General features: G+C 49.9%; 24 protein-coding genes. 9 read left to right on the top strand and 15 right to left on the bottom strand.

Annotated features, from left to right (window positions below; translation table 11 throughout):
• Positions 1-22: 22 nt before the first annotated feature.
• The 6 genes from FEK47_RS03325 to FEK47_RS03300 all read left to right on the top strand — a co-directional run bounded on the left by FEK47_RS03325 (position 23) and on the right by FEK47_RS03300 (position 6940).
• Positions 23-130: a hypothetical protein gene (locus tag FEK47_RS03325; protein WP_123057984.1), complete on the top strand. Its 108-nt coding sequence runs from the start codon at positions 23-25 to the stop codon at positions 128-130.
• A gap of 204 nt (positions 131-334) precedes the next feature.
• On the top strand, positions 335-1618 hold the full coding sequence (gene gltA / locus FEK47_RS03320; protein WP_064528891.1) for a citrate synthase: 1284 nt from the start codon (positions 335-337) through the stop codon (positions 1616-1618).
• Positions 1619-2008: 390 nt separating this feature from the next.
• A complete protein-coding gene (locus FEK47_RS03315; RefSeq protein ID WP_135487443.1) occupies positions 2009-2575 on the top strand; it encodes a fimbrial protein in 567 nt (188 codons plus the stop codon).
• 98 nt (positions 2576-2673) lie between these two features.
• Entirely contained in the window at positions 2674-5133 is a 2460-nt protein-coding gene (locus FEK47_RS03310; RefSeq protein WP_171020846.1) for a fimbria/pilus outer membrane usher protein, read from the top strand.
• Between the two features lie 14 nt (positions 5134-5147).
• Complete coding sequence (locus FEK47_RS03305; RefSeq protein WP_135487444.1) at positions 5148-5882, top strand: molecular chaperone; 735 nt, start codon at positions 5148-5150, stop codon at positions 5880-5882.
• A complete protein-coding gene (locus FEK47_RS03300) occupies positions 5879-6940 on the top strand; it encodes a fimbrial protein (RefSeq protein ID WP_135487445.1) in 1062 nt (353 codons plus the stop codon). Before FEK47_RS03305 ends, FEK47_RS03300 begins: the two co-directional genes overlap by 4 nt.
• A 387-nt stretch (positions 6941-7327) precedes the next feature.
• Here FEK47_RS03300 and FEK47_RS03295 read toward each other — a convergent pair whose 3' ends face one another.
• Genes FEK47_RS03295 through FEK47_RS03260 form a run of 8 tightly spaced genes read right to left on the bottom strand, consistent with a single transcriptional unit; the run spans position 7328 to position 14156 of the window.
• The gene (locus FEK47_RS03295; protein WP_135487446.1) at positions 7328-8638 is read right to left on the bottom strand and encodes a TRAP transporter large permease; all 1311 of its coding nucleotides are present in this window, start codon (positions 8636-8638) and stop codon (positions 7328-7330) included.
• A complete protein-coding gene (locus FEK47_RS03290) occupies positions 8638-9099 on the bottom strand; it encodes a TRAP transporter small permease (protein WP_135487447.1) in 462 nt (153 codons plus the stop codon). The genes FEK47_RS03295 and FEK47_RS03290 overlap by 1 nt, the downstream gene beginning before the upstream one ends.
• A gap of 59 nt (positions 9100-9158) precedes the next feature.
• Positions 9159-10127, bottom strand: coding sequence for a C4-dicarboxylate TRAP transporter substrate-binding protein (locus tag FEK47_RS03285; RefSeq protein WP_135487448.1), 969 nt, complete (start codon positions 10125-10127; stop codon positions 9159-9161).
• Between the two features lie 27 nt (positions 10128-10154).
• Positions 10155-11351: a UxaA family hydrolase gene (locus tag FEK47_RS03280; protein WP_135487449.1), complete on the bottom strand. Its 1197-nt coding sequence runs from the start codon at positions 11349-11351 to the stop codon at positions 10155-10157.
• A complete protein-coding gene (locus FEK47_RS03275; RefSeq protein ID WP_001361279.1) occupies positions 11351-11662 on the bottom strand; it encodes a UxaA family hydrolase in 312 nt (103 codons plus the stop codon). The genes FEK47_RS03280 and FEK47_RS03275 overlap by 1 nt, the downstream gene beginning before the upstream one ends.
• A 14-nt stretch (positions 11663-11676) precedes the next feature.
• On the bottom strand, positions 11677-12432 hold the full coding sequence (locus tag FEK47_RS03270) for an SDR family NAD(P)-dependent oxidoreductase (RefSeq protein ID WP_000991075.1): 756 nt from the start codon (positions 12430-12432) through the stop codon (positions 11677-11679).
• Between the two features lie 11 nt (positions 12433-12443).
• Positions 12444-13457 (bottom strand): zinc-binding alcohol dehydrogenase family protein, encoded by a 1014-nt coding sequence (locus FEK47_RS03265; RefSeq protein ID WP_138183100.1) that lies wholly within the window; start codon positions 13455-13457, stop codon positions 12444-12446.
• 12 nt (positions 13458-13469) lie between these two features.
• Positions 13470-14156, bottom strand: coding sequence for an RraA family protein (locus tag FEK47_RS03260; protein WP_135487450.1), 687 nt, complete (start codon positions 14154-14156; stop codon positions 13470-13472).
• Between the two features lie 263 nt (positions 14157-14419).
• On the opposite strand from FEK47_RS03260, the gene FEK47_RS03255 reads away from it, so the two are divergent.
• Together FEK47_RS03255 and FEK47_RS03250 are read left to right on the top strand one after the other, a co-directional pair.
• Entirely contained in the window at positions 14420-15133 is a 714-nt protein-coding gene (locus FEK47_RS03255; RefSeq protein ID WP_135487451.1) for a FadR/GntR family transcriptional regulator, read from the top strand.
• 179 nt (positions 15134-15312) lie between these two features.
• On the top strand, positions 15313-16359 hold the full coding sequence (locus FEK47_RS03250; protein WP_135487452.1) for an AbrB family transcriptional regulator: 1047 nt from the start codon (positions 15313-15315) through the stop codon (positions 16357-16359).
• Here the strand turns inward: FEK47_RS03250 and nei are convergent.
• Genes nei through ybgI form a run of 5 tightly spaced genes read right to left on the bottom strand, consistent with a single transcriptional unit; the run spans position 16356 to position 20255 of the window.
• Positions 16356-17147, bottom strand: a complete 792-nt coding sequence (nei, locus tag FEK47_RS03245) for an endonuclease VIII (RefSeq protein ID WP_135487453.1) — start codon at positions 17145-17147, stop codon at positions 16356-16358. The two genes, FEK47_RS03250 and nei, sit on opposite strands and share 4 nt — an antisense overlap.
• A 35-nt stretch (positions 17148-17182) precedes the next feature.
• Positions 17183-17917, bottom strand: coding sequence for a 5-oxoprolinase subunit PxpA (pxpA, locus tag FEK47_RS03240; RefSeq protein WP_135487454.1), 735 nt, complete (start codon positions 17915-17917; stop codon positions 17183-17185).
• Positions 17907-18839, bottom strand: a complete 933-nt coding sequence (pxpC, locus tag FEK47_RS03235) for a 5-oxoprolinase subunit PxpC (RefSeq protein WP_135487455.1) — start codon at positions 18837-18839, stop codon at positions 17907-17909. The genes pxpA and pxpC overlap by 11 nt, the downstream gene beginning before the upstream one ends.
• The gene (gene pxpB / locus FEK47_RS03230) at positions 18833-19489 is read right to left on the bottom strand and encodes a 5-oxoprolinase subunit PxpB (RefSeq protein WP_130215016.1); all 657 of its coding nucleotides are present in this window, start codon (positions 19487-19489) and stop codon (positions 18833-18835) included. Before pxpB ends, pxpC begins: the two co-directional genes overlap by 7 nt.
• A 22-nt stretch (positions 19490-19511) precedes the next feature.
• On the bottom strand, positions 19512-20255 hold the full coding sequence (gene ybgI / locus FEK47_RS03225; RefSeq protein ID WP_130224268.1) for a radiation resistance protein YbgI: 744 nt from the start codon (positions 20253-20255) through the stop codon (positions 19512-19514).
• Between the two features lie 270 nt (positions 20256-20525).
• Here ybgI and dtpD point away from each other — a divergent pair, with 270 nt between their 5' ends.
• Positions 20526-22007 carry a dipeptide permease DtpD gene (dtpD, locus tag FEK47_RS03220; protein ID WP_138183099.1) on the top strand — a complete coding sequence of 494 codons (1482 nt, stop codon included), beginning with the start codon at positions 20526-20528 and terminating at the stop codon, positions 22005-22007.
• A gap of 129 nt (positions 22008-22136) precedes the next feature.
• Here the strand turns inward: dtpD and phrB are convergent, their stop codons facing one another.
• Positions 22137-23555, bottom strand: coding sequence for a deoxyribodipyrimidine photo-lyase (gene phrB, locus FEK47_RS03215; RefSeq protein WP_135486493.1), 1419 nt, complete (start codon positions 23553-23555; stop codon positions 22137-22139).
• On the bottom strand, positions 23552-24061 hold the full coding sequence (locus FEK47_RS03210; protein ID WP_135486494.1) for a YbgA family protein: 510 nt from the start codon (positions 24059-24061) through the stop codon (positions 23552-23554). Before FEK47_RS03210 ends, phrB begins: the two co-directional genes overlap by 4 nt.
• Positions 24062-24231: the final 170 nt, after the last annotated feature.

Below are 24231 nucleotides of genomic sequence, written 5' to 3'. Positions count from 1 at the left end.
ACATTACCAGGAAAAGCATATAATGCGTAAAAGTTATGGGGTCACTATTTCACCGAAGATTAACTTATGTAACAGTGTGGAAGTATTGACCAATACATTCGAGACAGTTATTAGTGATAGACAGGTTTAATAATTCGGATTGCTAAGTGCTTGATTCGCCGTTTATTCGTCATCAATGAATTCTTTACCTGCAAGCGCCCAGAGCTCTGTACCCAGGTTTCCTCTCTTCCACAGAGCGGCGAGCCAAATAACAAACGGGTAAAGCCAGGTTGATGTGCGAAGGCAAATTTAAGTTCCGGCAGTCTTATGCAATAAGGCGCTAAGGAGACCTTAAATGGCTGATACAAAAGCAAAACTCACCCTCAATGGGAACACAGCTGTTGAACTGGATGTGCTGAAAGGCACGCTAGGTCAAGATGTTATCGATATCCGTACGCTTGGTTCAAAAGGCGTATTCACCTTTGACCCTGGTTTCACTTCAACCGCATCCTGCGAATCTAAAATTACTTTTATTGATGGTGATGAAGGTATTTTGCTGCATCGTGGCTTCCCGATCGATCAGCTGGCAACCGATTCTAACTACCTGGAAGTTTGCTACATCCTGTTGAATGGTGAAAAACCAACCCAGGAACAGTATGACGAATTCAAAACTACAGTAACTCGTCATACCATGATCCACGAACAGATCACCCGTCTGTTCCACGCTTTCCGTCGTGACTCGCATCCGATGGCGGTAATGTGCGGTATTACCGGTGCGCTGGCGGCGTTTTATCATGACTCTCTGGACGTCAATAACCCGCGCCATCGTGAAATCGCCGCGTTCCGCCTGTTGTCGAAAATGCCGACCATGGCAGCAATGTGCTACAAATATTCCATCGGGCAGCCATTTGTTTACCCGCGTAATGACCTCTCCTACGCCGGTAACTTCCTGCATATGATGTTCTCCACGCCGTGCGAACCGTATGAAGTCAATCCAATTCTGGAACGTGCTATGGACCGCATTCTGATCCTGCACGCTGACCACGAACAGAACGCCTCTACTTCTACCGTACGTACCGCAGGTTCTTCGGGCGCGAACCCGTTTGCTTGTATCGCGGCAGGTATTGCCTCTCTGTGGGGGCCAGCACACGGCGGCGCCAACGAAGCTGCACTGAAAATGCTGGAAGAAATCAGCTCGGTTAAACACATTCCGGAATTTGTTCGTCGTGCGAAAGACAAAAATGACTCTTTCCGTCTGATGGGCTTCGGTCACCGCGTGTACAAAAACTATGACCCGCGCGCGACTGTCATGCGTGAAACCTGCCATGAAGTGCTGAAAGAGCTGGGCACGAAAGATGACCTGCTGGAAGTGGCTATGGAGCTGGAAAACATCGCGCTGAACGACCCGTACTTTATCGAGAAGAAACTGTACCCGAACGTCGATTTCTACTCTGGTATCATCCTGAAAGCGATGGGTATTCCGTCTTCCATGTTCACCGTCATTTTCGCAATGGCACGTACCGTTGGCTGGATAGCCCACTGGAGCGAAATGCACAGTGACGGCATGAAGATTGCCCGTCCGCGTCAGCTTTACACCGGGTATGAAAAACGTGACTTTAAAAGCGATATCAAGCGTTAATCATTGATTACCTGGCAATAAATCCTTCTAACCCGTCTTTTCTATGGCGGGTTATTTTTTTATGCCTAAACACAAAAAATTGTAAATACAAAATCCATTATCGGACCGACATAGATATTGTAAAAAAATAATATTGCTTAATTTGTAACCAGGCCAATGTTTTTTTATTACGCCCTCCAAATAGCAAAATTCTTAACCTCATGAAAATGAGGAATATCTCTAATAAGCCTCCATCTTATTCATTAATCAATTAATTCACCGTGTCAATTGATTAGACTTGTATTTAATAACGTTAACAATATTTTTAAATAAAACTAAAAACATTTGATATTCAAATAAGTTATTCTGGTATCGCTATACCTTTTTTCTATTTCCTCTAAGGACTCCGTTATGTTTAAAGGACAAAAAACACTGGCGGCGCTGGCCGTATCTCTGTTAATTTCTGCCCCTGTTTATGCTGCTGATGAAGGTTCTGGTGAAATTCACTTTAAGGGCGAAGTTATTGAAGCGCCTTGTGAAATTAAACAGGAAGACCTTGATAAACAAGTAAATCTTGGTGAGGTAACCACGAACCGCATCAACCAGGATCATCACAGCGCATTGACGCCTGTCGATATTCATCTGATTAACTGTAACCTGCCTAACTCCAATAACGGTGCAGGAGTGCCAGTTTCAAAAGTCTCGGTAACCTTTGACAGTTCAGCGAAAACAACGGGAGCCTCCCCGATGCTCAGCAACACCAGTGCTGGTGAAGCCACAGGGGTTGGCGTGCGCATAATGAACAAAGACCAGTCCAACATCACTCTGGGTACAGAAAGTCCAGATATTGGGCTGGAACCAACAGCCACAGAACAAACTCTGAACTTCTTCGCCTGGATGGAGCAGATCGATAACGGTACTCCTGTGACTTCTGGTGAAGTCACCGCGAACGCAACCTATGTTCTTGATTATAAATAATCACCGTGTAGTCATATATTAATCTATATATGACAACCTCTGTGGTTATACGTATTACGGCGGCAAGTTAGCCGCCTTTCTTCAAATATTTACCAGGTATGGATGCCGTGAATATTTACCGATTGTCTGTTTTATCCTGCCTGACAATGGCTATTCCCTCTGCTTTAGCGGTGGAGTTTAACCTTAACGTCCTTGATAAATCGATGCGCGATAGCGTTGATATTTCTCTGCTCAATGAAAAAGGCGCTATCGTTCCCGGTGATTATTTTGTTAGCGTCGTTGTTAATAATATTCAAATCAGCAGTGGGCAAACTATTCGCTGGCAAAAAGCCAGCGACAAAACAATTCCTTGTATCAATGATTCCCTGTTGAGTAAATTTGGCCTTAAAGAAAAAATCCGCCAGACATTGCCGCAGGTTAATCAGTGTTTCGATTTTAGCGGCCTGCCGGAAATCAACTTTACGTTTGATCAGACCAACCAACAACTTAACATCACGATTCCACAAGCCTGGCTGGCATGGCATTCCGACAACTGGGCGCCGCCTGAAACATGGGATGCCGGAGTTTCGGGTATCTTGCTGGACTACAACCTGTTTGCCAGTACTTATCGCCCGCAGGAAGGGAGCAGTAATACCAATCTGAATGCTTACGGTACAACGGGTATTAACGCCGGAGCATGGCGGTTGCGTAGCGATTACCAGCTCAACCAATCCGACAATGGTGATGTGCACGATCAATCCGGGGCTATTTCCCGAATCTATCTGTTTCGCCCGCTACCACAAATAGGCTCCAGATTAACCCTTGGCGAAACCGATCTCAGCTCCAATATTTTTGACGGTTTTTCGTATACCGGTGCAGCCCTGACCAGCGATGACCGAATGCTTCCCTGGGAATTACGCGGATACGCACCGCAAATTAGCGGCGTGGCGCAAACTAACGCCACCGTCACCATAAGTCATACCGGACGCGTCATTTATCAGAAAAAAGTCCCGCCAGGCCCGTTTATTATTGATGACCTGAATCAGTCAGTTCAAGGCACACTGGATGTCAAAGTGACGGAGGAAGATGGTCGAGTTAATAATTTCCAGGTATCCGCAGCATCAACGCCTTTTCTGACCCGCCAGGGGCAGGTACGTTATAAACTTGCAGCTGGTCGACCGCGCTCTTCTTTGTCTCATCATACTGAAAACGAAACATTTTTAAGTAATGAAGTTTCCTGGGGGATGCTCTCCAATACTTCACTGTATGGCGGGTTGATTCTCGCCGGGGACGATTATCATTCTGGCGCGCTGGGTATCGGGCAAAATATGCTGTGGCTGGGGGCGCTCTCCTTCGACGTCACCTGGGCTAAAAGTCGTTTTGATAATCAACCGGACGAGAAAGGTTACAGTTATCGCTTCAACTACAGTAAACGGATAGATGCCACCGACAGTCTTCTTTCGATAGCGGCATATCGTTTCTCCGACCGCCATTTCCATAGCTACGCCAATTATATCGATCATAAATACAATGACGCTGATGCTCAGGATGAAAAAAAGACAATCAGCCTTTCCGCCGGGCAACCCATTACACCGCTGAATCTCAACCTGTACGTCAACGTGTTGCGTCAAACCTGGTGGAATGCGGAGTCCTCCACAACTGCCAATATTACCGCTGGCTTCAACGTTGATATCGGTGACTGGAAAGATATTTCCGTCTCAACCTCATTTAACACCACACATTACGAAGACAAAGCTCGTGATAACCAGATTTACCTGTCCATTTCATTGCCTATTGGTAACGGTGGCCGCATTGGTTATGACATGCAGGACAGTAAAAATAGCACCTCACACCGCATGTCGTGGAACGATACCCTGGATGACCGTAACAGTTGGGGAATATCGACCGGGCTGCAATCTGACCGCCCTGACAATGGCGCACAGGTTAGCGGCAATTATCAGCATCTTAGTTCTGCGGGCGAGTGGGATCTGTCTGGCACGTACGCCGCTAATGATTACAGCTCTGCCAGCACCAGCTGGAGTGGCTCCTTTACTGCTACACGCTTTGGCGCTGCGTTTCATCGCCGTAGCTCCACCAACGAACCTCGTCTGATGGTTAGTACAGACGGTGTAGCCGACATTCCGATTCAGGGTAATCTCGACTACACCAACCGCTTTGGCATTGCGGTCGTACCGTTTGTCTCCAGTTACCAACCCTCGACGGTCGTGGTCAATATGAACGACTTGCCCGACGGCGTCACGGTATCCGAAAACGTGGTCAAAGAAACCTGGACGGAAGGCGCGATCGGCTATAAAGCGCTGGCTTCACGTTCTGGAAAAGATATCAACGTCATCATCCGCGACTCCAGCGGCCATTTCCCGCCACTCGGCGCCGATATCCGGCAAGAAGGAAGCGGAATCAGCGTCGGAATGGTGGGGAAAGATGGCCACGCCTGGTTAAGTGGTGTGGGTGAAAGTCAGCGATTCACAATACTTTGGGGTGATAAACAGCGTTGTTTAATTCAGCTTCCTCAGCACCTGGAAGATATGAGTAAACGTTTGATTCTCCCCTGTCATTAATTAAGGAAAAGACAATGACAATTTTTAAAGGAATGCCCCTTATTCTGCTGATCGTGAGCTTATGCAGCAATGCCGCCTTACAGCCCGATCGCACTCGTATCGTGTTTAACGCCAATGATAAAGCGACCAGCCTGCGGATAGAAAATCGCAGCGATAAACTTCCCTATCTCGCATACTCATGGATAGAAAATGACAAAGGGGATAAAAGCGATGATTTCCTCGTAGCCTTGCCGCCAATCCAGCGTCTTGAAGCGAAAGCGACATCGCAGGCGCGTATCGTCAAGCAATCTTCCACTAGCCAATTGCCGACCGATCGTGAGTCGCTGTTTTACTATAATCTGCGCGAGATCCCCCCTGCCCCGGAAAAAGCAACCGGTCATGCAATTCTTCAGGTTGCTATCCAGAGCCGTATAAAGTTGTTCTGGCGGCCCGCCGGATTACGCAAAAAATCGGGCGAGCATGTGGAATTACAGTTACAGGTCAGCCAGCAGAATAATCAGCTTACCCTGAAAAACCCGACCCCTTATTACCTGACCATCGCCTATCTTGGCCGCGATAAAAAAGGCATTCTGTCCGGCTTTAAAAGTACGCTCATAGCGCCTTTTGCTTCGGCAATCGCCAGTACGGGTAACTATAACGGCAACCAGTTTTATCTTGGCTATATGGATGACTATGGCGCGTTACGTATGACGACGCTCAACTGTCAGGGGCAATGCAAAATGCAGCGCGTGGTGGAGGATAAACAATGAGTATAAGCAAAGGACTGTTACTCATTGCCTGCTTGTTATTTCTGCCCTTAAAAAACGCGTTGGCGCTGGATTGTTATTTTGGCGCCTCAGGCGGCGCAGTGGAAAAATCAGAAACGATTATGCCATTCGCCGTCCCGGCTAACGCCAAACCGGGAGATAAAATCTGGGAATCCGATGATATTAAAATCCCCGTCTATTGTGATAACAATACCAACGGTGATTTCGAAAGTGAGCATGTATACGCGTGGGTAAACCCCTACCCCGGCATGCAGGATCGTTACTATCAGCTCGGTGTAACCTATAATGGCGCTGATTATGACGCCAGCCTCGGAAAAAGCCGTATCGATACTAACCAATGTATCGACAGTAAAAAAATTGACATGTATACGCCAGAACAAATAATCGCAATGGGATGGCAAAATAAAATTTGCTCTGGTGATCCTGCAAATATCCGTAAATCGCGAACGTTCATGGCGCGTATGCGACTGTACGTCAAACTACGCGAAATGCCGCCACACGATTATCAAAGCACCCTTAGCGATTACACTGTCGTACAATTTGATGGCGCTGGCAGCGTCAACGAAGATCCCTCGGCTAAAAACCTGAAATATCACATCTATGGGCTGGAAAATATTCGCGTTCTTGACTGCAGTGTCGACTTCGCCATTACCCCCAATAATCAGGTCATCGATTTTGGTAAATTTAACGTGCTGGATATTCGCCGTCACAATATGACAAAAACGTTCTCTATCAAAACGACCAAAACCCAAAACACTGAGTGCACTGATGGCTTCAAAGTCAGTTCTTCGTTTTATACCGAAGAAACACTGGTGGAAGGCGATCAGGCGCTGCTCGTGGGTAATGGGCTACGACTGCGTGTGCTGGATGAAAACTCTTCACCTTATACATTCAATAAATATTCTGAATACGCCGACTTTACCAGCGACATACTGGTCTATGAAAAAACCTATACGGCAGAGTTGTCATCCATAAGCGGCACACCCATTGATCCCGGCCCCTTTGATACCGTGGTGCTGTTCAAAATTAACTACAACTAATTCTATTCAGGTGAATGGCGCTTTGTGCGTCTTACCGTAGCCATATTTTTATCGAAGTTCTGGCCTTCTGGTCAGAACTTTTTTTACCAGCATAGTGAACCCTACACTGCCACCCTCGTGCGGGAGTTTCTGATTAAAGTTATCTCCTTTTGTGCTCTGGTTGCCCATAACCACTGTGCCTGACAGATGAATTTCATCATCAACTTTAGCTTTATTCGTGTGACGTTCACCCTTAGCAGACGTTGTAACTGCTATCTATATTCAATTCTATTATTAAAAAAACCATTGGTTAACCATAGAAATAAAATAGCGTAAAAGCCTATGGGTAAAATACCCCCGAAAAAATCACGGGGGTCATACTCAATCAAAGGGTATTACATTTATTGTTCAAACCAGCAATAAAGATATTGCCGGAATATAGGTAATGACCAACAGAAGTAAAATCAGACTTATCAGTAATGGCACCGCTTCTCGCATAAATTGCCCGACAGAAACCTGTACGGTATTACACACCAGCAGCATCACAGTACCAACAGGTGGAGTAATCGTCCCTAATGACAAATTAATAATCATGATGATGCCAAAATGCACCGGATCAATGCCATAATGGGCCACCACGGGTTTAAGTAATGGGACTAATATCAGCAGGATGGCGCTACCTTCAAGGAACATGCCAAGCAACAACAGCAATAGATTGATAATCAATAAAAAGACATATTTATTATCGGTCAGAGAAGTTACGAACTCCGCAACCGTAATACCAGCCCGCTCAAGGGAAAATATCCAGCCCAGTGCCGCACTCGCCATAATGATTAACATGACCGATGCCGTGGAACGCGCCGTCTCAGAGAGTGCAGTAAATACATGGCTGATTTTCAGCTCGCGATAAATCACAAAACCAATAAACATCACCAATAATACTGCTACGGCTCCGGCTTCCGTTGGCGTGAAGATATTTGCCCGGATGCCACCGATAACCGCAACGATTAAGAACAGTGCTGGCCAGGCCTGCACCAGCGCCACTGACACTTCTTTCGGTTTTGGCCAGTGTTCGCTGGAAGGTTTTAAACCGCGACGAATAGCCACCAGCCATACGGTGACGATCAACATAGCGGAACACAGCAGACCGGGCAGGATCCCGGCCATAAACATGGAACCGATGGAGACATCCGCCACCAGTCCATACAGGATCAGCGCAATACCCGGTGGAATGATTGGTGTAATCAGCGAACCACAAGCCGTTATCGCCGCGGCAAAGCCACGGGAATAGCCTTTCTGTTCCATTTCCGGCACCATCATGCGCGATAACATCGCGGCATCCGCCAGGTTTGAGGCGCTGACGCCGCCCATCATGGTACTGACCAGAATATTAGCCCCACCCAGACCACCGCGCATTCTGCCAATCAACACGTTGGCAATTTGCAAAATACGTGCGGCAATACCGGTATAGCTCATTAACGTGCCTAATAAGATAAAAAATGGAATAGCTAACAGCGAAGGGGTTTGCGTCGTGGCAATCAAACGCTGAATAGCCACCATTAACGGCACATTTGAATAGCAAAGGAAGTAGGTCAGAATGCCGCAAAACATCGCCAGCCATACCGGCATATTGATAAATAAACAGATGAACATAAGCGGAATGATCATCAGCCAGTTATCCAGCCAGCTTCCCGCCAGTAATTCACTCAATGCTGTCATTATTCACCTTCCTTGCGTGGCGTTTTCTTGATCAGATGTAAGGCAGTAAAACAGGCGACCCCGATAGCGCCAACCGTGACGGCAATATCGATCCAAAACCAGGATATTTTTAATATTTGCGTGGTTTTAAAGGCTGTCCCGGCAGCTAATTTCCATGCTGACCAGGCCATGACCACCAGCAAAATAATAGACATCAGAGAGACTAAAAACGCTAATATACGTTGCCCGCGTGAAGTAAGTGCATCGGCTAAAAATGGAATCGATAAATGGGTATTATCTCGTTCAGCAACAACCGCACCAAACATGACTACCCAAACCATTAATAAACCGGAAACTTCCTCTGTCCACTGCAATGGCATATTAAAACAGTAACGCATTATTACCGCAGCAATAGTCATTATTACCAATAAAAAGAGTGTTAATACCGCAGAAACTTCAATCACTTTCCCGAAAAGACGCATAAACACCTCTGCTCTTAACGGTCGGTGCCGAAACACCGACCTGTCCTTATGCCATGAAGTTATTTCAGCTGTTGCTGAATGGTGTCATATAAACCAGGGGTCCATTCCGGGAATTGTTGATAGACTTTTAAGGCTTTTTCTTTGAAAGGGGCCACCTCAGGATAGATGATTTCCACGCCCTGCTCCTGCATGGTTTTCAACATTGCCGCATCCTGCTCAGTGGTAATTTTCTGGCTATATAAACCAGCTTCATACGCTGTCTGGTGAATAATATCTAACTGCGCAGGCGTCAGGGTACTGAAAAACGCTTCGCCACCCAACCATAATGATGTATTGGTCAGATAGTTCACCATTGACAGATATTTCGCCTGTTCATGCAGTTTTTGCCCATAGAGAACAGAAACCGGGTTTTCCACACCATCGATCATCCCCTGAGTCAGCGCCGGATAAACGTCGCCCAGCGGCATTGGCGTTGGGGTTGCGCCCATTGCTTCAATGGCTTTAATCTGCATGACGTTATTCGGCACGCGGATCTTCATCCCTTTCAGGTCTTCTGGTGTACGAATTGGTTTTTTAGCAATGATCTGTCGGGTGCCGTACAGATAGTTGCTCATGACAATATGCACACCTTTTTCCCGTAGTTTCTGTTCTTTTTGTTTAAACCAGTCACTGGCATAAATCGCAAACAGTTTCTGCGGATCTTCAGTTAAATAAGGCCCAAATAATATTCCCAGGTCTGCATCATAGTCAGTTAAAAAACCAACATCACTGATGGTGATAATATTCATCCCCATCAACGCTTGCTCTGTAATATCTTGTTTAGAACCTAACTGTGAACTTGGATAAAGTTCGAAAACAATATCTCCATTGCTTTTTTTCTTCACAAGTTCTGCCCAGTGCTTCACTACTGTATCCGCTGGCTCGCCGGGGTTACTTTCATAGGCGATTTTGATAGTGACCGGTGCGGCATTCAGCATCGGACTTAATAAAGCGAAAAGAAATAAAAAGGGCGTCAGTAATTTTTTCATTATTATTACCTGTAAGAGCTTTATCGATTAACGGGGATCTGCCCGACAGACTGCACTTTTGCTGTAATCAAATGCTTTATACGTTAAAACAAACTCCTGATGTTCCAGTCGTTCTGCGGCACAATATTGACCGTTGGCGACATGTTCAATCACCTGCATAATATCGTCTGCAATATCGTCGAGCGTTGCGCTTTCGCTAATTACACGACCGGCATTAACGTCCATATCGTCAGATAAATGCTCCCACGTCTGTGGGTTATTACACACTTTAATAATGGGTGCGATCACTGAACCAATAACTGAACCGCGACCTGTGGTAAATAACACCATATGACAGCCAGAGGCGATAAGTTCCAGTGCTTCTGAGGAATCGTTAATATTAGGATAACCAAAACGAGGTTCACCATCAGGCACCACGTCCATCAACCAAAGCCCAGGAAAGGGCGTTTGTTGCGTCGGTAAAATAACGCCAGCAATCAGCGCATCGCCCGACTTGGTATAAGCCCCAAGGGATTTTTCTTCCTGAGTGGTTAAGCCGCCTTCAGCATTACCGTTAGAAAAACTCCCAAGCCCCATCAAACTGTAATAACGCTCGGCTTTTGTCATTGCCATTTCGATGGCATCACGTGCCTGCGGGCTACCCGCGCGCGACATCATATGCTGCTCACAACCAAGCAGCTCCCCGCTTTCTTCAAAAATACAGGTAGCCCCTTTATCCAGCAGTTGGTCAAATGCGCGTCCTACTGCCGGATTACCCGTGATACCACTGGTGCCATCGGAACCACCGCAGATAGTACCAACCACCAGGTCTCTCCAGTTCAGGATACAACGCGGTGTATCTGCAAGCTGTTCCAGCATTTCAGCGACCAACTGCTTACCCAGAGTAATGGTGTTGGTCGTGCCTTTATTTTCCTGAATGACCAGCGTATGGCACAGTCGCCCACTTTCTCGTACTTCTTGCTCCAGCCGACGGCGATCAAAATTCTCGCACCCCAGCGAAATAATCAGTACACCACCTACGTTGCTATGAGTCGCCAGATTTTTTACCAGCCGATAGCCATAATCGCTGGGATAACAACCTGAAAAACCAAAATACTGCACGTCGTGACAAGGAAATCCTTCGGCAATCTTTTTAGCGATATGGCTGGCGCACTCCACCATAAAGATTACCTGCACAGTATTACGAATACCCGGTCGACCATTTTGCCGTACATAACCTTCCATTATGCTTTTTCCTCTGGCTGATAGCCGGCATCATCATGATGAAAAATGGCGATGGCATTGCTGGCAAGATTATGGGAATGCACATGTTCACCCATGGCAATATCGCGAGTGGCATGTCCGATAATGGCGCCGTATTTCAGAATCGAATCACCATTGTTCAGCGCTTCGCAGGCCAGTTTGTGACCCAGAGTAACGGAACTACAGGCCACCATTTCCCCCTCATCCCACCAGACAATATCGCCACTGGCGATGTCATTCAGCGCGACTACACAGTTATCTTTGGCATGTAGCTTTAACGCACGTTTGCGCATAATTCCCCCGTACATCAGAAGCCGATCAATGCGCCGCCATCTACCACCAGCACCTGACCACTGACAAACGCCGCTGCGTCTGAAGCCAGATAAACAGCAGCCCAACCGATATCTTCCGGCTTGCCGAATTTTTTCATCGGTGTCCGACCCAGGATTTTGTTACGGCGTTCGTCATCACCTTCAATGGCCTTACGCAACATTGGTGTATCGATCCAGCCTGGCGCAATACCGTTGACGCGAATCCCATGAACGGCAAGCTCCGTGGTCATACCGCGAATCATGCCGAGATAGGCTGACTTCGCTGCGCTGTAACCAGTAACCAGAGGCTGCCCAAGAAATGAGGTCATCGATGCAGTAAAAAGCACACAGCCTTGACCGCGTTGTTTCATATGCGGCACCAGCGCTTTGGTTAACGCAAATGCGCCGACTACGTGAACGTCGAGTACTGACTCAAAATCACTGACGCTCATCTCTTCAATCGGTTTTTTGCAGTGATTGCCTGCGTTATTGACCAGGATATCGATAGCACCGTGTTCGCTAATAAGCGCATCAACTTTTTCCTGTGCGGCTGCGGTATCCCCGACATCCATTTGTATCCAACTGGCCTGCGACCCCAATGTTCCGGCGGTCGCTTGCGCCAGCTCGCCGTTCAGGTCAGCAATAATGACCTTCGCCCCGCTGACTATCATGCATTTCGCCATCGCCAGCCCCAGTCCACTGGCTGCACCGGTGATCAACGCGGTTTTGTTATGTAAAGAAAAAGCATTCATGGTGTCGCTCCTTAAAGGTCAATGAGGATTTTGGTATACGCGCCGGGATCACTTGCCCAGTCGCTAAAAGCGTGATCAGCCTGTTCCAGCGGGTAGTGAGCACTCACCAGATTGCTGACCGGATAACGCCCGGACTCCATCAATGCCAGCACGGCACGAAAATCCGCCACGGTGGCATTGCGCGAACCACGGATATCCAGTTCTTTCATCAGGAACTGCGCACTCTGATAACTCACTGGCTGTTTGGCGTAACCGACATAAACCACACGACCGCTAAACGCCACCAACCCTGTAGCCTGTTCAATGGTTTGTTGATTCCCCACCGCTTCAATCACCACTTCCGGGCCGCGACCGTCATTTAACAGCGCCAGTTCTGCCGCCACGTCACATTGCTGCGAATTAAGAAAACGTTGCGCACCGCACGCCTGGGCAATGTTCTGCTTGCGATCATCAATATCGATAGCAATTACGCGTGCGCCCATGGCGGATGCCGCGGCGATAGCGCCAAGGCCAATTACCCCACAACCGATAACTGCGACCCATTCACCCACATTAATTTGCGCACGTCTGGCCGCATGTAGCCCCACGGCCAGCGGTTCTACCAGCGCTAACTCATCAACACTTAAGGCATTACAGACAATGACTTTATGTGCAGGCATCGTCAGTTGTTGCGCCATCCCACCCTGACGTTGCACACCGAGAGTTTGGTTGTTCTTACAGGCGTTAGGACGACCGCTCAGACAGGAGCTGCACACACCACATTCAGTGCAAGGCAGAACAACCACCCGGTCACCCGGCTTGATCGCCCCCGCCATATCGCCAGTTGCCAGCACCGTGCCGCCAATTTCATGCCCCGGAATACAGGGATAATTAACCAGCGGATTCAGCCCCCGCCAGGTATTGAGGTCAGAACCACACAGCCCGACACGCTCAACATTGATTAGCACTTCTCCTTTACCGCAGACAGGTTCGGGGATATCAACAAATCGCGCCTGACTTCCCTGCTCAATGGTTAATGCCTTCATTCGTTGCTCTCCTTACATTACGCCGAAGGTTTCAAAAGCCTGTACCGTGCTCATGCCATCACTGATGGCTTTGCGAACTTCGCTTTCGGTTGCCACTTTTTCCAGAGCCAGGGTAATGACTTCTTTCTCAACGGCCTGGGGAATAATCAGTAATCCGTCACGATCACCAAACACGATATCGCCTGGATTCACCCGCACACCGTGAAATTCAATGGGTACGCCGAAATCGATGACCTTGCCGCGCGGACCTTGATCCTGTGCGTAAGTGCCATGACAAAAGGTGGGAAATTTCAGTTCAAGAATTTCAGCAGAGTCACGGGCGTAACCATCGAGTACCGCACCTGCTGCTTTTAGATGCATGGCACGGGTAGACATCAACCCGCCCCACAAGGCATAGCGCAGAGAGCTGCCCGTAGTGATGTAAACATCGTTCTCTTTGAGGGCATCCAGCGCTTCAAACATGATGCCAAACGGTTTTTCGCCAATCGCCGTCTTACCCGACGTCGATTTGGTTTCGTAAACGTCCGACTCCAGCACCGGCATTGCCCGGCCTGCCACCACCATATTCACATCCAGCGGCTTGATTGCCGGAGAAACAAACTGGTGCATATAGCCCAGCGTGTCGAGAATATCGCCAACCACGGCGGTAAATAGCCGGGTTTTCATCAACGCAAAAAGTTCGTTATCACTCTTCCACATTATTTTCATCCTGTAAGCCTGTTTAACAGGTTTACAGGGTAAGAAGAAAAAGCGCACAATACTGCGAAGGGCGTCACGAAAAAGTTGTGTATTTACTATTTCTTCGCCACTCTTTCACACAATATGTCTTTGATTCGCACTGCATGGCGGGCGCACAGGCGCAGTAGTCTATTGATAATCAAGGGTTCTGGAGGAAAATATGAAGGATACAGTCCCGGTATTCTGGATTTTACCGACCAGGAAAAAGTACAACAGGAGTAAAAATGAGTGAGAGTGCGTTATTGACCAGCGTAACGTTATCGTCACAGGTCAAAAATCATATTCTTAATCTGATCGCCGAACAAAAATTGACACCGGGGATGCCAGTTCCCAGTGAAGTTCAGTTGATTCAGAAATTGGGTGTCAGTCGGGGTATTGTGCGTGAGGCCTATCGTTCACTTGCCGCCCTGGGGATTCTGGAAACGCACAGCGGTAAAGTGCCACGAATCAAAAAATTTGATGATGAAGTGCTGCGCGTGGTGTTTGGATTTGCCCTGGCGACCGAACAAGTGACAACAGAGCAAATTCTTCAAGTACGTCGCTGGCTGGAGTTGGGCGTCGTGGAAGCGGCTGCCCGTAATGGCGAAGAGGAAGATTTTGCCAGTCTGCGCGCCGAAATGGCGCAAATTCGCGAACAGTTTGATGATGTTGAAAGTTTTATCACCCATGATATTCGTTTCCACCAGTTACTCGCCGTTGCCTCAAAAAATCCGCTTTTTATGATGTTATTGCAGGCATTACATCAGCAGTTGCGGCAATCCATCCAGGAGGGGTTAAACGCCCAAAGCGATCAGAAAGAGTATGGCAATCACATCATCACACTACACCAGAAAATCTGCGACGCTGTGTGTGCCAGAGATGTCGAAACGGCGACTCAAGCCATGAAATCACACTTCGACAGCCCGGTCAGTGCACTGATCAATAATTCCTCGCCATAAGACTTATTTCAGTTCAATCGTTCACTCTTCCCTCTTTTACAAACGAGAGGGAGACAACGGTACTTAATACGCCCTTTAGCCAAAATCTGTCTTTTTCTTGATTACCGCTATTTTTTCGTTAAGGCGCATTCTTTATGCTGTATCGATACACCAAAGGTAAGTTAAACAGGGAGTGACGGATGCCAATGCTACAGTGGGGAATGTTATGTGTTCTGTCACTTCTCCTTTCTATTGGCTTCCTCGCTTTACATCTCCCGGCGGCACTCCTGCTTGGGCCGATGATCGCCGGGATCATCTTCAGTATGCGCGGGGTTACCCTGCAACTCCCCCGCTCCGCTTTTCTCGCCGCACAGGCCATTCTTGGCTGTATGATTGCGCAAAACCTGACCGGTTCGATCCTGACCACGCTGGCGGTTAACTGGCCGATTGTGTTAGCTATTTTACTGGTGACGTTGCTTTCCAGCGCTATCGTGGGATGGTTACTGGTGCGCTATAGCTCACTGCCCGGAAATACGGGTGCCTGGGGCTCCTCGCCTGGTGGTGCGGCGGCAATGGTCGCGATGGCGCAGGATTACGGCGCAGATATTCGCCTGGTGGCGTTTATGCAGTATCTGCGGGTACTGTTCGTCGCGGGGGCCGCTGTTCTGGTTACCCGCATGATGCTGGGCGATAACGCTGAAGCGGTTAACCAGCAGATGGTATGGTTTCCGCCAGTGAGCATTAATCTCCTGCTTACGATTTTGCTCGCGGTCGTTGCCGGTACGGCGGGATGCCTGCTACGTCTTCCTTCCGGCACGATGCTTATCCCGATGCTGGCAGGTGCGGTGCTCCAGTCTGGCGAGTTCATCACGATTGAGTTACCGGAATGGCTGCTGGCGATAGCTTATATGGCGATTGGCTGGCGAATTGGTCTGGGCTTCGATAAACAAATCTTACTGCGGGCATTGCGTCCGCTGCCGCAAATCCTGCTGTCGATTTTTGCTCTGCTGGCTATTTGTGCGGGTATGGCGTGGGGGCTGACCCGGTTTATGCATATTGATTTTATGACCGCCTACCTCGCCACCAGCCCCGGCGGACTAGATACAGTGGCGGTCATCGCCGCAGGGAGCAATGCCGATATGGCGCTCATTATGGCGATGCAAACCCTGCGCCTGTTCAGTATTTTGCTGACGGGGCCAGCCATTGCGCGGTTTATTTCAACCTATGCGCCGAAGCGAACGGCCTAGTGCTGGCAACCAGGGCACCAGTAAAACGGGCGCGATGACAGCGTGGCTTTCTCAATGGTGCCGCCACAGCGTTCGCACTTCTCGCCATCACGATGAAAAACCTTAAAGCGAAACAGCGCGCCGTGATGTTTATTTTCATCCACCTGCCCCCGCGTAGCGTAAGAAAGTCGCGGAATATCCAATAACGCGTGTGCGAGTGCATCCAGTTGCGCCGCGTTGAGATCTTTCGCTTTATGACTTCCGGTCAACCCAACCTGCCAGAGGATCTCCACGCGCAGATAATTGCCAAGCCCTGCCAGAAACGCCTGGTCGAGCAGTAACCCGGCAAACTGACGGTTACGAAAGCGCGGCGACAATAACCGTTCTTTCACCACATCCGGCGTCAGATTCGGATCCAGCACATCGGGGCCAACGCGTTGTAAGAACGGATGCGTAGTCAGTTGTTCCGGCGTTAACATTTCAATATCAGAGGCGCTATAAAGCAGAATGGTTTTGTCGGCTGTTTGCAACTTTACCCGCAACACCCGCGTGGTCTGCGGCTCTTCGCCAGTATCAACCACGCGCCAGACACCATAGAGTTGGTTATGGCTATAGAGCGTTAAGCCATCCGAAAAATGGGTCAGCAACGCTTTTCCGCGCGTTTCCACATAAGTGACATGCTGACCAATAAGTTGTGATTGATAAGATTTTAACTGCGGGAAGGCAAACCAGACATCGGTCAGTGGTTTGCCTTTGATCGCCGCCTCCAGGTTATCCGCTGCACGGCGGATCTCCGGGCCTTCAGGCATGGTGATATCCTTTTTTCATTCTTTGTTCAGAGGGATTATGCTGCGACAACAATCCCCTTTTCGGCAAATGCAGATCGTAGCCGGCGGGCGAACACCAGTGCGTGCTCGCCGTCGCCATGCAGGCAGACAGTCTGCGCCGCGACCGTTGCCCATTCGCCGGTGATACTTTTGACTCTGCCGTGTTGCACCATCTCCAGCGTTTGCGCCAGCGCCTGTTCTTCGTTTTCAATCAACGCACCTGGCTGGCTTCGCGGCACCAGCGAACCGTCGGCCTGATAGCCGCGATCGGCAAACACTTCCTCGCGCGTTACCAGACCATATCGTTCGCCTGCACGAATCAGCTCGCTTCCTGCCAGCCCGACGAGAATCAATGCCGGATCGCAGGCGTAAACGGCTCTGGCGATGGCGTCTGCCAGTTGTGCGTCTTTCGCTGCCTGGTTGTATAACATGCCGTGCGGTTTAACATGACGCATTACGCCACCTTCCGCCCGGGCAATCGCTGCCAACGCGCCAATTTGATACAACGTCTGGGCGTAAACGGTTTCTGACGGCAGTTGCATGGCGCTGCGACCAAAATTTTCCCTGTCGGGAAAGCTCGGGTGAGCGCCAATCGCGACACCATTTTTTATTGCTTCACGCACGCTTACCAGCATGGTTTGCGCATCGCCTGCATGAAATCCACAGGCAATATTGGCCGACGAAACCAGCGTTAAAAGTTCCGCATCGCTGGAACTCCCTTCGCCCAGATCGGCGTTAAGGTCAATTTTCATTGTGCAGCCGCCACGCTAATTGTTCGAAATAACGTTGCTGATCTTGCCGCGCTTTCATTGCCTCTTCCAGTGAACACTGGACAAAATGAATCGGCTGACCGAGCGGAATTTGCGCAAGATGGTACATATCAGCCTCAATGATGCAGGCAATACGCGGGTAACCGCCGGTAGTTTGCGCGTCGTTCATCAACACAATGGGCTGCCCGTTATGCGGCACCTGCACCACGCCTGGCAGCAAACCGTGAGATAACAGTTCGCGATCGGTGGTGCGTTTTAAAATTTGCCCCTGTAAGCGATAGCCCATCCGGTTACTTTGCGAGCTAAGCTGCCAGGGCGAACGCCAGAATGCATCCTGCGAGGCGCGATCGAACTCATGATATTCCGGCCCCGGTAAGGCGCGAATCCGGTTACCCCACAGCAACTGTTTAACGCCCTGCGCTTCCATAAAATCACGCTTCGCTTTGCCAATGGGGAGTCGGTCACCATCCTTCAGTAAACGCCCTTCCAGCCCGCCAATCCCCACCTTGAGATCGGTGCTGCATGACCCCATCACTGGTGGCACATCAATACCGCCCGCCACCGCCAGATAGCTACGTACACCATGTTGTGGACGTTTAAGCATTAAACGCTGGCCTGCTTTCATCGGCAAGCGCCAGCCAGTCCAGACAGCATTATCATCCAGCCGCGCCTCGCAACCTGCGCCAGTCAATGCAAACCAACCATCTGTTTCGAACTCAACCGTTAACTGACCGAGCGTGATCTCCAGCGCGGGGGCATTAGCATCATTACCCACCAGCAGGTTAGCAATGCGTAGCGCAGGCATATCCAGTGCGCCGCAGTGGCTGATACCCGACTGGCGAAAACCGTGACGGCCGCCATCCTGCACGGTGGTGTACATCCCCGCACGAATAATCTTCAGCATACTCCCTCCTTCTGCGGCACAAAGCGCACGCTGTCTCCCGGACGCAATAAGATAGGTTCGTCACGCGTCGGGTCAAACAGACTGAGCGAAGTATGACCTATCAACTGCCAGCCGCCCGGCGTTGCCAGTGGATAAACACCGGTCTGCGGCCCGCCAATCCCGACAGAACCTGCCGGAACGAGCAAGCGCGGTTCAGCGCGCCGTGGCGTGTGTAGTTGTTCCGGCAAACTCCCGAGATACGGGAAGCCTGGTTGAAAACCTAAAAACCAGACCACGTATTCCACGGAGGAGTGCAATTCAACAACCTGTTTTTCGCTCAACCCACAATGCGCCGCAACCACCGCCAGATCCGGCCCGCCTGCGCCACCGTAAACCACCGGAATTTCGATAAAGCGAGACTCAGGTTCCAGCGCCTCGCTCTCTTCCCACCAACGTTGCAAACGCTCTATGGCGTCCAGCGCCAGCGATTCAGGGTTCCGCAAAATCACCGTGATATTGTTCATGCCGGGAATAGCTTCAACGACATTCGGCATATCCACCAGACGCTGGGCCAGCCGCCAGATCCGTTTCTGGCTGGCCAGCGTCACCGGCGGTTCCAGTTCCAGCACTACCGCCGTTTCACCTATCAGATAACAACGCGCTCGTTGCACTTTCGATCCCTCTGACTATTCGTTATGCAGGATTAGGAATATCAATAAAGGTCACATCAAGATCGGTATTTTCATTCAACCACTCGCTCAACGCGCGAATACCACCGCGTTCAGTGGCATGGTGACCCGCAGCATAAAAATGCAATCCCTGCTCGCGGGCTGAATGAATGGTCTGTTCAGAAACTTCACCCGTAATAAAAGCATCCACGCCAAAACGCGCGGCACTATCAATAAAACTTTGCCCACCACCGGTGCACCAGGCGACGCGCTGTACTACCTCCGGGCCGTTGTCGCCACACCACAACGGCTTGCGTCCCAGACGCGCTTCAATCCATGAGGCCAGTTCCAGCCCCGGTACCGGCATGGTCAGTTCGCCCCACGGCACCAACGGCTCAATTTCGCCCATGACCGTGATCCCCAGTAACGCCGCCAGTTGCGCGTTATTGCCCAGCTCAGGATGTGCGTCAAGTGGCAGATGCCAGCCATACAGGTTGATATCATTCGCCAACAATGTTTTTAAGCGGTTACGCTTCATACCGCGAATTACTGGCGATTCCCCTTTCCAGAAATAACCATGATGCACAATGACCGCATCAGCGCCCAGGCGTACCGCTTCATCGAGTAGCGCCTGGCTGGCGGTGACACCGGTAACAATTTTTTGCACCGTCTCTTTGCCTTCCACCTGCAAACCATTCGGCGCGTAATCACTTATCGCCGCGCTGTTCAATTTCTCGTTAATCAGTTGTTCCAGTTCGGTGTTTTTCATCATTGCGCCTTCCATATTCTGATAGCTACTCCGTTAACATAGCGTTACCTCGCCTGTTCGTCGATAGCCAATCTTTCGACATATTAAGAAACAAACCCATCGCCAAAAGGCGCAAATTGTTTATCTCATAAATGCATAGTTCATGTATATTTATGCAATCAGACAGCATATTGCATAAATAATCAGATCTGTATCAAAGTTTTAACTTTAAGGAAACACACGCACGCCGCGCAACTCTTACGTGGTGTCGCATCCAACCGCGGAATTATTATGAATAAACACGCATCACAGCCGCGCGCTATCTACTACGTTGTCGCGCTACAAATCTGGGAATATTTTAGCTTCTACGGCATGCGTGCCTTGCTGATTCTCTATCTCACCAATCAACTGAAATACAACGACACCCACGCTTACGCGTTATTTAGCGCCTATTGTTCGCTGGTGTATGTCACGCCGATCCTCGGCGGTTTTCTGGCGGATAAAGTGCTCGGCAACCGTATGGCGGTAATGCTGGGGGCGTTGTTGATGGCTGTCGGGCATGTGGTGCTGGGCGCCAGCGAAATCCACCCGTCATTCCTCTATCTGTCGCTGGCAATTATCGTTTGTGGCTATGGTCTGTTTAAATCCAACGTCAGTTGCCTGCTTGGTGAACTGTATGAACCGACCGATCCACGTCGTGATGGCGGTTTCTCGCTGATGTATGCGGCGGGTAACGTGGGATCGATTATTGCCCCTATCGCCTGTGGTTACGCCCAGGAAGAGTACAGTTGGGCGATGGGCTTTGGCCTGGCGGCGGTTGGCATGATCGCGGGTCTGGTCATTTTCTTATGTGGCAATCGTCATTTCAAACATACCCGCGGCGTTAACAAAAAAGTACTGCGTGCGACAAACTTTCTCCTGCCGAACTGGGGATGGCTGCTGGTTCTGCTGGTCGCAACGCCTGCGCTGATTACTGTACTGTTCTGGAAAGAGTGGTCGGTATACGCCTTAATTGTCGCCACTATCATTGGTCTGGCGGTACTGGCGAAAATTTATCGCAAAGCAGAAAACCAGAAACAACGTAAGGAGCTGGGGCTGATTGTGACGCTCACCTTCTTCAGCATGTTGTTCTGGGCCTTCGCACAACAGGGCGGCAGCTCGATTAGCCTTTATATCGACCGCTTCGTTAATCGCGATATTTTCGGTTATAGCGTTCCGACCGCCATGTTCCAGTCGATTAATGCTTTTGCTGTGATGTCGTGCGGTGTGTTCCTGGCGTGGGTGGTTAAAGAAAGCGTCGCGGGTAATCGTACCGTGCGCATCTGGGGAAAATTTGCTCTTGGCCTCGGCCTGATGAGCGCCGGGTTCTGTATTCTTAGCTTAAGCGCCCGCTGGTCTGCAATGTATGGCCACTCTTCCCTGCCGCTGATGGTGCTTGGTCTGGCAGTGATGGGGTTTGCCGAACTGTTTATCGATCCGGTTGCTATGTCGCAGATTACGCGTATTGAAATCCCCGGCGTGACCGGCGTATTAACCGGCATTTACATGCTGCTTTCCGGCGCGATTGCGAACTATCTGGCGGGCGTCATTGCCGATCAGACATCGCAAGCTTCGTTTGATGCTTCCGGGGCGCTCAATTACTCCATCAATGCATATATAGAAGTGTTTGATCAAATCACCTGGGGTGCGCTGGCGTGTGTAGGACTGGTGCTGATGATTTGGCTGTATCAGGCGCTTAAGTTCAGAAACCGTGCGCTGGCGCTGGAGTCTTAATAGGCCAACACCGATGCCTGATGCGACGCTTAACGCGTCTTATCAGGCCTGGATGGCCCATTGAATTTGCACTATTTGCCAGGCCGGATAAGGCGTTCATGCCGCATCCGGCATCTGGGCACGAGTCTGTTATTTCCCCTTCCTCGCCGCTTCATACGCTGCCAGCGTTCGCAGCCTCGCCTCTTTGTGATCGACAATCGGCTGTGGATAATCCAGCTTCACGCCCGCTTTCTGCGCCCACTTCCACGGCTCATGCACCGCTTTCCCTGGTACATCGCGCAACTCCGGTAGCCACTGGCGGATAAACTCGCCTTCGCGGTCAAATTTCTCGCCCTGGGTTGTTGGGTTAAAAATACGAAAATACGGCGCAGCATCGGTTCCGGTAGAAGCGGCCCACTGCCAGCCGCCGTTATTGGCCGCCAAATCACCATCAATCAGTTGTGACATGAAATACCGCTCGCCTTCGCGCCAGTCGATCAACAAATCTTTCACCAGAAAACTGGCAGTAATCATCCGCAGACGATTATGCATCCAGCCGGTGTTATTAAGCTGACGCATGGCAGCATCAACAATCGGGTATCCCGTTTTACCTTCTTGCCAGGCTTTAAAATGGGCGGCATTGCGCTGCCACTGCACACGCTCCGTCCAGGCAATAAACGGACAATGTTTACACAGCGAAGGATAATACGTCATCAAATGGCGGTAGAACTCGCGCCAGATCAGCTCATTAAGCCAGACGCTACCCGGTCCGCCTTCCAGCACCTGCGGTTGTTCCGCCAACAGGCGATGCAAACACTGGCGAGGCGATAACCCGCCCGTTGCCAGGCTGGCGGACAAACGACTGGTGCCTTCCACTGCCGGAAAATCTCGTTGTTGCTCATATTCTCCGGCACCGTTCTGGCAAAACTGGCGTAATTGCGCAATCGCCGCTTTTTCTTCCACCGGGAAATGCGCAGTATCGAAAGACTGACGAGGATAATTCAGCGTAATGGATGGCGCGGGCTTTATCGATCCGCTACTACGAACTTTTGGTGCAGCGACGCACTCCGGCATCCCTTCCCGCAGCCGTTTCAGCCAGGCATTCTTAAAAGGCGTAAAGACTTTGTACATCTCATGATTGCCGGTCATCACCGCGCCAGGCGGCAGGATCACGCTGTCATCAAATCCTTCACACACCACGTTACGCAGCGTTCTCTCAACCTGCACATCCCGCGCCCGCTCATTCACCTCATACTGATAGTTATAAAAAAGATGAGTAACGCTGTTTTCCGCGCACACCTGTTTAACTATTTCGACGCTGGCGACAAAGTCATCCACTTCACGGAACAATAAAGGAATACCTTTTTCCGCCAGCACGATTTGTAGCCCATTCAGTTGAGCATTGATAAGTTTAGCCTGACGCGGCGACATGTTATGCGCCGCCCACTGGCGTGGTGTAGCGATATACAACGCCAGCACGCGTGCAGACGAATTGCGGCAGGCGGCAGCCAGCGCGAGATTATCGTGCAGACGTAAATCCTGGCGAAACCAGACCAGATGGATGGTCATAAAACTCCTGCATGGCGCAAATTAATCACACGCGGCCAAAGTTCGAAATAACGCTGCCCTGAAAGCCAGGCGTTAGGATAAAGCGCCATATAGTGTTTGATACGCATCAGCGGTGCAAGAAGCGGTTGCTCGCCACGGCGATAACTGTCGATAAGCGCCGCCAGCTGCTGGCGTTCTGTGGAATCAAGATGCGGGCGAAAATAACCCTGAACGTGCATCAAAACGTTGGTATGATCACGCCGATTGGCAGGGTGAGAAAGCAAAACAATTACGCGTTGGCGGTACTGGTTGTAAAAATCATCCAGATTTTGCCACTGATGAATATCAGCCACGAACGGGCCAAGTTTGCGGTATTCGGGCTGGGAATGCGCCAGAAAGACGAGTTTATAGCGGCTGTGATAATCGAGAAGCGCTCCGCGCGTTAAGCCGTGTGATTTCAGTCGATGTAACTCATGAAGGGCGAAGATACGGATTAGAGTGCTGTCATCAAATCGTTGCTGATTCATTACTGCTCCTGAACGGTTTACAGGAGTAAGTGTAGACGTTGGGAAATGAAATTTGTGGGGTTAATCCTGTTGTAGCAGGGCAAGATTACGAAAGCCCGCTCCCCGTAAGGACTGACGCCAGGTAGTTTCTGTCCATAGCTGCCCTTTCTATTCAAACGTGAAATCAATAA

Source organism: Escherichia sp. E3659 (assembly GCF_005781135.1).
GTDB lineage: Bacteria > Pseudomonadota > Gammaproteobacteria > Enterobacterales > Enterobacteriaceae > Escherichia.
The sequence above is the reverse complement of the archived record's forward strand: the minus strand, read 5'-3'. Positions and strand labels throughout refer to the sequence as shown.

What these genes read in the sequence shown, in the direction of transcription:
- FEK47_RS03280 (WP_135487449.1), bottom strand. Translation starts at nt 11,351, where the DNA reads ATGGAAGGTTATGTACGGCAAAATGGTCGACCGGGTATTCGTAATACT.
- phrB (WP_135486493.1), bottom strand. Translation starts at nt 23,555, where the DNA reads ATGACCATCCATCTGGTCTGGTTTCGCCAGGATTTACGTCTGCACGAT.
- FEK47_RS03290 (WP_135487447.1), bottom strand. Translation starts at nt 9,099, where the DNA reads ATGCGTCTTTTCGGGAAAGTGATTGAAGTTTCTGCGGTATTAACACTC.
- FEK47_RS03260 (WP_135487450.1), bottom strand. Translation starts at nt 14,156, where the DNA reads ATGTGGAAGAGTGATAACGAACTTTTTGCGTTGATGAAAACCCGGCTA.
- pxpA (WP_135487454.1), bottom strand. Translation starts at nt 17,917, where the DNA reads ATGAAAATTGACCTTAACGCCGATCTGGGCGAAGGGAGTTCCAGCGAT.
- FEK47_RS03310 (WP_171020846.1), top strand. Translation starts at nt 2,674, where the DNA reads ATGGATGCCGTGAATATTTACCGATTGTCTGTTTTATCCTGCCTGACA.
- FEK47_RS03325 (WP_123057984.1), top strand. Translation starts at nt 23, where the DNA reads ATGCGTAAAAGTTATGGGGTCACTATTTCACCGAAGATTAACTTATGT.
- nei (WP_135487453.1), bottom strand. Translation starts at nt 17,147, where the DNA reads ATGCCTGAAGGCCCGGAGATCCGCCGTGCAGCGGATAACCTGGAGGCG.
- FEK47_RS03315 (WP_135487443.1), top strand. Translation starts at nt 2,009, where the DNA reads ATGTTTAAAGGACAAAAAACACTGGCGGCGCTGGCCGTATCTCTGTTA.
- FEK47_RS03300 (WP_135487445.1), top strand. Translation starts at nt 5,879, where the DNA reads ATGAGTATAAGCAAAGGACTGTTACTCATTGCCTGCTTGTTATTTCTG.
- FEK47_RS03305 (WP_135487444.1), top strand. Translation starts at nt 5,148, where the DNA reads ATGACAATTTTTAAAGGAATGCCCCTTATTCTGCTGATCGTGAGCTTA.
- FEK47_RS03250 (WP_135487452.1), top strand. Translation starts at nt 15,313, where the DNA reads ATGCCAATGCTACAGTGGGGAATGTTATGTGTTCTGTCACTTCTCCTT.
- gltA (WP_064528891.1), top strand. Translation starts at nt 335, where the DNA reads ATGGCTGATACAAAAGCAAAACTCACCCTCAATGGGAACACAGCTGTT.
- FEK47_RS03275 (WP_001361279.1), bottom strand. Translation starts at nt 11,662, where the DNA reads ATGCGCAAACGTGCGTTAAAGCTACATGCCAAAGATAACTGTGTAGTC.
- FEK47_RS03210 (WP_135486494.1), bottom strand. Translation starts at nt 24,061, where the DNA reads ATGAATCAGCAACGATTTGATGACAGCACTCTAATCCGTATCTTCGCC.
- FEK47_RS03295 (WP_135487446.1), bottom strand. Translation starts at nt 8,638, where the DNA reads ATGACAGCATTGAGTGAATTACTGGCGGGAAGCTGGCTGGATAACTGG.
- FEK47_RS03270 (WP_000991075.1), bottom strand. Translation starts at nt 12,432, where the DNA reads ATGAATGCTTTTTCTTTACATAACAAAACCGCGTTGATCACCGGTGCA.
- FEK47_RS03285 (WP_135487448.1), bottom strand. Translation starts at nt 10,127, where the DNA reads ATGAAAAAATTACTGACGCCCTTTTTATTTCTTTTCGCTTTATTAAGT.
- dtpD (WP_138183099.1), top strand. Translation starts at nt 20,526, where the DNA reads ATGAATAAACACGCATCACAGCCGCGCGCTATCTACTACGTTGTCGCG.
- ybgI (WP_130224268.1), bottom strand. Translation starts at nt 20,255, where the DNA reads ATGAAAAACACCGAACTGGAACAACTGATTAACGAGAAATTGAACAGC.
- pxpC (WP_135487455.1), bottom strand. Translation starts at nt 18,839, where the DNA reads ATGCTGAAGATTATTCGTGCGGGGATGTACACCACCGTGCAGGATGGC.
- FEK47_RS03265 (WP_138183100.1), bottom strand. Translation starts at nt 13,457, where the DNA reads ATGAAGGCATTAACCATTGAGCAGGGAAGTCAGGCGCGATTTGTTGAT.
- FEK47_RS03255 (WP_135487451.1), top strand. Translation starts at nt 14,420, where the DNA reads ATGAGTGAGAGTGCGTTATTGACCAGCGTAACGTTATCGTCACAGGTC.